A 6,590-nucleotide genomic window follows, 5' to 3' on the forward strand; every position below is an offset into this window, starting at 1 on the left:
GCCGAACGGCCCCGTGCGGCGCCCTGCCCGGGCCCGGCCCGTCAGCGCGGCGCGGGGACGCCGGTCAGCGCGGTGACCACCGGGTCGACCGCGTGGAATATCTCCTCGCCGCAGTTGCGGAACATGCCGATCGGCGCCCCGTACGGGTCGTCCACCTCGTCCGACTCCGGCGTGGCGGCCAGCAGCCAGCCGCGCAGCGCGGCGGCGGCCCGGACCAGCGCGCGGGCCCGCTCGGTGACGTCGGCGCCGCGCCTCGGGTCCGGCAGGGTGCCCGGGTCTATCGTCCGCACCAGGCGGGTGAACTCCTTCAGCGTGAAGGTGCGCAGCCCCGCCTCGTGGCCCATCGAGATCACCTGGGCGCGGTGGTCCAGCGTCGCCGTGAGCACCAGGTCGGCCTCGACCACGTGCTCGTCCAGCAGCTCGCGGCCGGTGAAGCCGCCGCTGTCGGCGCCGTACTCGTCGAGCACCGTCGCGGCGTGGTCCTCCATCGGCGCGCCCTCGTGGCCCCAGGTACCGGCGCTCTCCACCAGGATCCGGCCGGCCACCCGGGGGCTCAGTCGGGTGTCCAGCTCACGCCGGGTCAGCCGCTCGGCGATCGGCGAGCGGCAGATGTTCCCCGTGCAGACGAACAGGATCCGGAAGTGGTCCAGCGGCCTGGGGCCCACGCTCAGGTACGGCGCTATGCCCGGCCCGGCGTGCAGCGAGGCGGTGGGCGTCAACTGCCGGCCTCCAGGTCGGGGACGACCTCCCTCAGCTGCTCGACGCTGATCGCACCGGCCCGCAGCAGGACCGGGACCTTGCCGGTGACGTCCACGATCGACGAGGTGGCGGAGTCCTCGGCCGCCCCGCCGTCCAGGTAGACCGAGACCGCGTCGCCGAGCTGGGCCTGTGCCTCGTCACAGGTCAGCGGGGAGACCCCGCCGATCCGGTTGGCACTGGAGACGGCCAGCGGGCCGGTGCTGTTCAGCAGCTCGATGGCGACCGGGTGCAGCGGCATCCGGACCGCGACGGTGCCGCGGGTGTCGCCGAGGTCCCAGCGCAGTGAGGGCTGGTGCCGGGCGACCAGGGTGAGCCCGCCCGGCCAGAAGGCGTCGACCAGCTCCCAGGCCTGCTCGGAGAAGTCGGTGACCAGGCCGTGCAGGGTGGTCGGCGAGCCGACCAGCACCGGCGAGGGCGTGTTGCGGCCGCGGCCGCGGGCGGCCATCAGCTCGCCGACCGCCTCCGGGGAGAAGGCGTCCGCACCGACCCCGTACAGGGTGTCGGTGGGCAGCACGACGAGTTCGCCGCGGCGGATGGCCGAGGCGGCCTCGCGCAGACCGGTGGCGCGGTCCCCGGCATCGGCACAGTCGTAACGGCGGCTCATCGGTGCGGTCCCCTTCCGGAGTGGCTCATGGCGTTACAGCGCAGCCTTGCGCGCCGTCGTACGGTGCTCGGTGGTCACGACCCGACCCTCCGGGCCGTCGTCCTGTGCCCGACTGTTCACGACCCGACCCTCCGGGCGGTCGTGAAGCGGGGCCGGTTGTTCAGGTCGCGGTGGTCGGCGGTGTCCGTCCAGCCGTGTTCCTCGTTGAAGATCCACGGCACCTGGCCGCCCTGCTGGTCGGCGTGCTCGATCACCACCGCGCCGCCCGGGCGCAGCAGTCGGGCCGCGACCCGCTCGATGCCGCGGATGGTGTCCAGGCCGTCCTCGCCGGAGAACAGGGACATCTGCGGGTCGTGGTCGCGGGCCTCCGGCGCGACGTACTCCCACTCGGTGAGCGGGATGTACGGCGGGTTGGAGATGACCAGGTCGAAGCGGCCGTCCCAGGAGCGGTCGTCCTCGAAGGCCTTGGTGGCGTCACCGGCGTGCAGGGTGACCCGGGCGCGGTCCGGGCTGGCCTCGATGTTGCGCCGGGTGTACTCCAGCGCCCCCTCGTCCAGTTCGAAGGCGTGCACGGTGGAGCGCGGCAGTTCCTGGGCCAGGGCGAGGGCGATCGCGCCGGAGCCGGAGCACAGGTCCACCACCAGCGGCTCGGCCACGTCCATGTCGCGCACCGCGTCTATCGCCCACTCGACGACCGTCTCGGTCTCCGGCCGGGGCACGAACACCCCGGGGCCGACCTCCAGTTCGAGGTAGCGGAAGAACGCCCGCCCGGTGATGTGCTGGAGCGGCTCGCGCGCCTCGCGGCGGGAGACCGCCTCCCAGTAGCGGGCGTCGAAGTCGGCGTCCTTCACCGTGTGCAGCTGGCTGCGCTTGACGCGGTGGACGTAGGCGGCGAGCTCCTCCGCGTCGAAGCGCGGCGACGGCACGCCGGCCGCGGCCAACCGCTGGGTGGCCTGGGCCACCTCGGCGAGCAGCAGGTTCATCCGTACGACCTCTTGTTTCTGCGCTCCGGCTTCGGGCGAAGCGCGGGCTGGGGCGCGCCGGTCTCAGTTCTCTTGGGCCGCGGCGGCGAGCTTGGCCTCCGCGTCCTTGTCGACGCAGGACTGGATCACCGCGTTCAGTTCGCCGTCCAGGACCTGGTCCAGGTTGTACGCCTTGAATCCGGTGCGGTGGTCCGAGATGCGGTTCTCGGGGTAGTTGTACGTGCGGATCCGCTCGGAGCGGTCGACCGTACGGACCTGGCTGCGGCGCGCGTCCGAGGCCTCCCGCTCGGCCTCCTCCTGCGCGGCGGCCAGCAGCCGCGAACGCAGGATGCGCATCGCCTGCTCCTTGTTCTGGAGCTGGCTCTTCTCGTTCTGGCAGGACGCCACGATACCGGTCGGCAGGTGGGTGATCCGGACCGCGGAGTCGGTGGTGTTGACCGACTGGCCGCCGGGGCCGGAGGAGCGGTAGACGTCGATCCGCAGGTCGTTGGCGACGATCTCGACCTCGACCTCCTCCGCCTCGGGGGTGACCAGCACGCCCGCCGCGGAGGTGTGGATGCGGCCCTGGGACTCGGTGGCGGGGACGCGCTGCACGCGGTGCACGCCGCCCTCGTACTTCAGCCGGGCCCAGACGCCCTGGCCGGGCTCGGCGTTGCCCTTGGTCTTCACGGCCACCGAGACGTCCTTGTAGCCGCCGAGGTCGGACTCGTTGGAGTCGATGATCTCGGTCTTCCAGCCGATCCGCTCCGCGTAGCGCAGGTACATCCGGAGCAGGTCGCCGGCGAACAGCGCGGACTCCTCGCCGCCCTCGCCCGCCTTGATCTCCAGGATGACGTCCTTGTCGTCACTCGGGTCGCGCGGCACCAGCAGCAGCCGCAGCTCCTCGGTGAGCTCGTCCCTGCGGGCCTCGGAGGCCTTCGCCTCGGCGATGAACTCCGGGTCCTCCGCGGCGAGTTCGCGCGCGGCCTCGATGTCCTCGCCGGCCTGCCGCCACTGCCGGTAGACCCGGGTGATCGGGGTCAGCTCGGCGTACCGCTTGGCCAGCTTGCGGGCGTTGGCCTGGTCGGCGTGGACGGACGGGTCGGCCAGCCTCGTCTCGAGGTCGGCGTGCTCGACGAGGAGCTCTTCGACTGCCTCGAACATGGGGTGGCCTTCTTCCCGGTGACTCGGAAACGTGTGGGGGGTGGGGAATTCGCGGGGGGACGCGAACGGCGCCGGCCCCCAGCGCCCCCGACAACGAGTACGGGGGCACCGGGAACCGGCGCCGAGGGAGCGCTAGGCCTTCGCGCTGTGCTGCTTGCCGAAGCGGGCCTCGAAGCGGGCCACGCGGCCACCGGTGTCGAGGATCTTCTGCTTGCCGGTGTAGAACGGGTGGCACTGCGAGCAGACCTCGGCGCGGATCTCGCCACTGGTCTCGGTCGAGCGGGTGGTGAACTCGGCGCCGCAGGTGCAGGTCACGCGCGTGACCACGTACTCGGGGTGAACGTTGGGCTTCAAGGGGTTCTCCTAGGTTTCGGGAGGGTACCGGGTCGGCGGCTGGGGCGCCGCACGTGAACCGGGACCGACGGACCAGTCTGCCAGGACCGGCCGCATCTTCCCAAACCGGGTCGCGTTCCGGGATATTCCGGACCCCCCTCAGCGCGTGGCGGTGGCCTTCGCGGACGGCTTCCCCGCGGCCGGCGCGGGGGCCGTGGGGGTTGCCTGGGCGGGGTTCTCCGGCTGTTCGGAGACGATCGCGGAGGGGAACGGCTGGTCGGCCTTGAGCGCCGCCCAGACCTGCCCCGCCTGCGGCTGCAGCGGGACCACCCGGTTCGGGTCGCTGGGGGCCGTCTCCACCGGCAGGGTGACCATGCTCAGCTGGTCCGGGCCTATCCCCTTGAGCTCCTGGGCCAGCCCCACCAGCGAGTTCACCGAGCCGAGCGCGGAGTCGGTGGTGATGCTCCTGGTCACCGTGTCGCCGACCGACCACAGCTTGACCGGGTTGGTGAGCATCCCGCTCCCCCCGACCTGCTGCAGCAGCGACTTCACCATCTGCTTCTGGAGCTCGATCCGGCCGAGGTCGCTGCCGTCGCCGACGCCGTGCCGGGTGCGCACGAAGGCCAGCGCCTGCTGCCCGTCCAGGTGGTGCTCGCCGGGCGGCAGGTCGAGCCCGCTGTCCTTGTCGTGGATGGCCACCGTGGTGGTCACGGTGGCCCCGCCTATCGCGTCCACGACCCGGGCGAAGCCGGCGAAGTCGACCTGCAGGTAGTGGTCCATCCGCAGCCCGGTGAGCTGCTCGGTGGTCTTGACCGCGCAGGCCGCGCCGCCGCTCTCGAAGGCGCTGTTGTACATCGCGCGCTTGGCGCCGGGCACCGGCTTGCCGTTCGCGTCGACGCAGTCGGGGCGGGCGACCAGGGTGTCGCGCGGGATCGAGACGATCTGGGCGCCGGAGTGGGCCTGGTTGACGTGCACCACCATCGCGGTGTCCGAGCGGGCGGTGCCGCCGGTGTCCCCGCCGGCGACCGAGCCGTTGTCGCCGGCCCGCGAATCGGAGCCGAGCACCAGGATGTTGAAGGAGCCGTCGGTGGCGGCCGGCGGCCGGGCGTCGCCGAGCCGGGCGTCGATGTCGACGCTCGTGATGTTCCCGTTGAGCCTGAAGTAGGCGAAGAGGCCCGCGCCGGCGCCGAGGACGACGAGCGCGGCGAACGCGCAGGCGGCCGTCCGCAGGATTCTGCGGCGGCGACTCAGGACCCTCTTGTGCTCGGCCATACGGTCCAGAGTAAATCGGACAACATGATCCAAACGCCCCCAAGGTGTCCCGACTCTGGAACAAAGCGGCCAGGACGCACGGAACCCCGGACCGCTCGCGCGATCCGGGGTTCCGTGCTTCGACAGCCGTCCGGCTACGGTCAGTCGCCGGAGCCGGGGGTGGTCTTGGCGATCTGCATCAGGAACTCGGCGTTGCTCTTGGTCTGCTTCATCTTGTCCAGGAGCAGCTCGATCGCCTGCTGCGAGTCGAGCGCGTGCAGCACCCGGCGGAGCTTCCAGACGATGGCCAACTCCTCGCTGCCGAGCAGGATCTCCTCCTTGCGGGTGCTGGAGGCGTCCACGTCGACGGCCGGGAAGATGCGCTTGTCCGAGAGCTTCCGGTCGAGCTTGAGCTCCATGTTGCCGGTGCCCTTGAACTCCTCGAAGATCACCTCGTCCATGCGCGAGCCGGTCTCGACCAGCGCGGTGGCCAGGATGGTCAGCGAGCCGCCGTTCTCGATGTTGCGCGCGGCGCCGAAGAACTTCTTCGGCGGGTACAGCGCGGTCGAGTCGACACCACCGGACAGGATGCGGCCGGAGGCCGGCGCCGCCAGGTTGTAGGCGCGGCCGAGGCGGGTGATCGAGTCCAGCAGGATGACCACGTCGTGGCCCAGCTCCACCAGGCGCTTGGCGCGCTCGATGGCCAGCTCGGCGACGGTGGTGTGGTCCTCGGCCGGGCGGTCGAAGGTCGAGGAGATGACCTCGCCCTTCACCGACCGCTGCATGTCGGTGACCTCTTCCGGACGCTCGTCGACCAGGACGACCATCAGGTGGCACTCGGGGTTGTTGTGGGTGATCGCGTTGGCGACCGCCTGGAGCACCATGGTCTTGCCGGTCTTCGGCGGCGCGACGATCAGACCGCGCTGGCCCTTGCCGATCGGCGACACCAGGTCGATGATCCGGGTGGTCAGCACGCCCGGGTCGGTCTCCAGGCGCAGCCGCTCCTGCGGGTAGAGCGGGGTGAGCTTGTTGAACTCGGGGCGGCCGCGGCCGCTCTCCGGGTCCATGCCGTTGACGGAGTCCAGGCGCACCATGGCGTTGAACTTCTCGCGGCGCTCGCCCTCGCGCGGCTGGCGCACCGCACCGGTGATGGCGTCACCCTTGCGCAGGCCGTTCTTGCGGACCTGGGCGAGCGAGACGTAGACGTCGTTCTGGCCCGGCAGGTAGCCGGAGGTGCGCACGAACGCGTAGTTGTCGAGGATGTCGAGGATGCCCGCGACCGGGATCAGGACGTCGTCCTCGCCGACCTGCGGCTCGGCCACGCCGGCGGCCTCGAAGCCGTCACGGCCACGACGGCCGCGGCGGTCGCGGTAGCGCCCGCGCCGGCCGCGGCGGCCCTCGCCGAACTCGTCGTCCTCGTAGCCGCCCTGCTGCTGGGCCTGCGGCTGCTGGGTCTGCTGGCCCTGACGGCCCTGCTGCTCGGCCTGGTCAGCCGGACCGTACGGCCCTGGCGGGCC

At 71.8% G+C, this 6,590-nt stretch carries 7 protein-coding genes; all 7 read right to left on the reverse strand.

All coding sequences use genetic code 11. The features are described from left to right. Positions 1-41: 41 nt before the first annotated feature. Complete coding sequence (locus AE652_RS32340) at positions 42-701, reverse strand: protein-tyrosine-phosphatase (protein ID WP_369808349.1); 660 nt, start codon at positions 699-701, stop codon at positions 42-44. Between the two features lie 14 nt (positions 702-715). Beyond that, the gene (locus AE652_RS32345; RefSeq protein ID WP_049658072.1) at positions 716-1,363 is read right to left on the reverse strand and encodes an L-threonylcarbamoyladenylate synthase; all 648 of its coding nucleotides are present in this window, start codon (positions 1,361-1,363) and stop codon (positions 716-718) included. A gap of 116 nt (positions 1,364-1,479) precedes the next feature. Further along, complete coding sequence (gene prmC / locus AE652_RS32350; protein WP_049658073.1) at positions 1,480-2,346, reverse strand: peptide chain release factor N(5)-glutamine methyltransferase; 867 nt, start codon at positions 2,344-2,346, stop codon at positions 1,480-1,482. A 63-nt stretch (positions 2,347-2,409) separates the two neighbouring features. Beyond that, the gene (prfA, locus tag AE652_RS32355; RefSeq protein ID WP_049658075.1) at positions 2,410-3,489 is read right to left on the reverse strand and encodes a peptide chain release factor 1; all 1,080 of its coding nucleotides are present in this window, start codon (positions 3,487-3,489) and stop codon (positions 2,410-2,412) included. A gap of 132 nt (positions 3,490-3,621) precedes the next feature. Further along, a complete protein-coding gene (rpmE, locus tag AE652_RS32360) occupies positions 3,622-3,843 on the reverse strand; it encodes a 50S ribosomal protein L31 (RefSeq protein ID WP_030057539.1) in 222 nt (73 codons plus the stop codon). A 138-nt stretch (positions 3,844-3,981) separates the two neighbouring features. Continuing rightward, a complete protein-coding gene (locus AE652_RS32365; RefSeq protein ID WP_049658077.1) occupies positions 3,982-5,094 on the reverse strand; it encodes an LCP family protein in 1,113 nt (370 codons plus the stop codon). Positions 5,095-5,234: 140 nt separating this feature from the next. Continuing rightward, positions 5,235-6,590, reverse strand: a 1,356-nt coding sequence (rho, locus tag AE652_RS32370) for a transcription termination factor Rho (protein ID WP_049658079.1), incomplete at its 5' end; no start/stop codon positions are given.

The organism is Kitasatospora sp. MY 5-36, assembly GCF_001182915.1.
Classification (GTDB): domain Bacteria; phylum Actinomycetota; class Actinomycetes; order Streptomycetales; family Streptomycetaceae; genus Kitasatospora.

What these genes read in the sequence shown, in the direction of transcription:
- prmC (WP_049658073.1), bottom strand. Translation starts at nt 2,346, where the DNA reads ATGAACCTGCTGCTCGCCGAGGTGGCCCAGGCCACCCAGCGGTTGGCC.
- prfA (WP_049658075.1), bottom strand. Translation starts at nt 3,489, where the DNA reads ATGTTCGAGGCAGTCGAAGAGCTCCTCGTCGAGCACGCCGACCTCGAG.
- AE652_RS32345 (WP_049658072.1), bottom strand. Translation starts at nt 1,363, where the DNA reads ATGAGCCGCCGTTACGACTGTGCCGATGCCGGGGACCGCGCCACCGGT.
- AE652_RS32365 (WP_049658077.1), bottom strand. Translation starts at nt 5,094, where the DNA reads ATGGCCGAGCACAAGAGGGTCCTGAGTCGCCGCCGCAGAATCCTGCGG.